The sequence below is a fragment of the Frankia sp. Hr75.2 genome, from assembly GCF_949319125.1.
Taxonomy (GTDB): domain Bacteria; phylum Actinomycetota; class Actinomycetes; order Frankiales; family Frankiaceae; genus Parafrankia; species Parafrankia soli.
The window spans coordinates 1-334 of record NZ_CASGGV010000256.1 but is presented as its reverse complement, the minus strand read 5'-3'; the positions used below and the strand labels follow the sequence as shown (position 1 = coordinate 334).

Genomic DNA, 334 nt, shown 5'->3' with positions numbered 1-334 from the left:
CGAGGTCCCGGCGGCTCCGGCGCCCCCGGCGGGGAGCGCCCGGCAGATAGTCCCCTGGACGCTGTCCGCGGCCGCGCCGGAGGCACTGCGCGCCCAGGCTGACCGGCTGGCGGACTTCGCCGCTGGGCGGCCGGAGCTGTCTGCGGCGAGGATCGGCCGATCGCTGGCGACCACCCGTGCGCGTCTCGCGCACCGTGCGGTCGTGGTCGCGGACTCCCCGGACGGTCGGATCCGGGCGTTGCGGGCATTGGGTGCGGGTAACGCGGACCCGGATGCGATCTCGGCGGCGGCCTGGCCGGACGCGGAGGCCGGAACCGACCGCGGAAATGTCTTC

Annotated in this window: 1 protein-coding gene; it reads left to right on the top strand. The window is 76.6% G+C overall.

Going from position 1 to position 334, the window contains the following annotated elements; translation table 11 throughout:
- A partial coding sequence (locus tag AC559T_RS17915; RefSeq protein WP_498869477.1) for a CurL C-terminal domain-containing protein occupies positions 1-334 on the top strand: 334 nt, incomplete at both ends.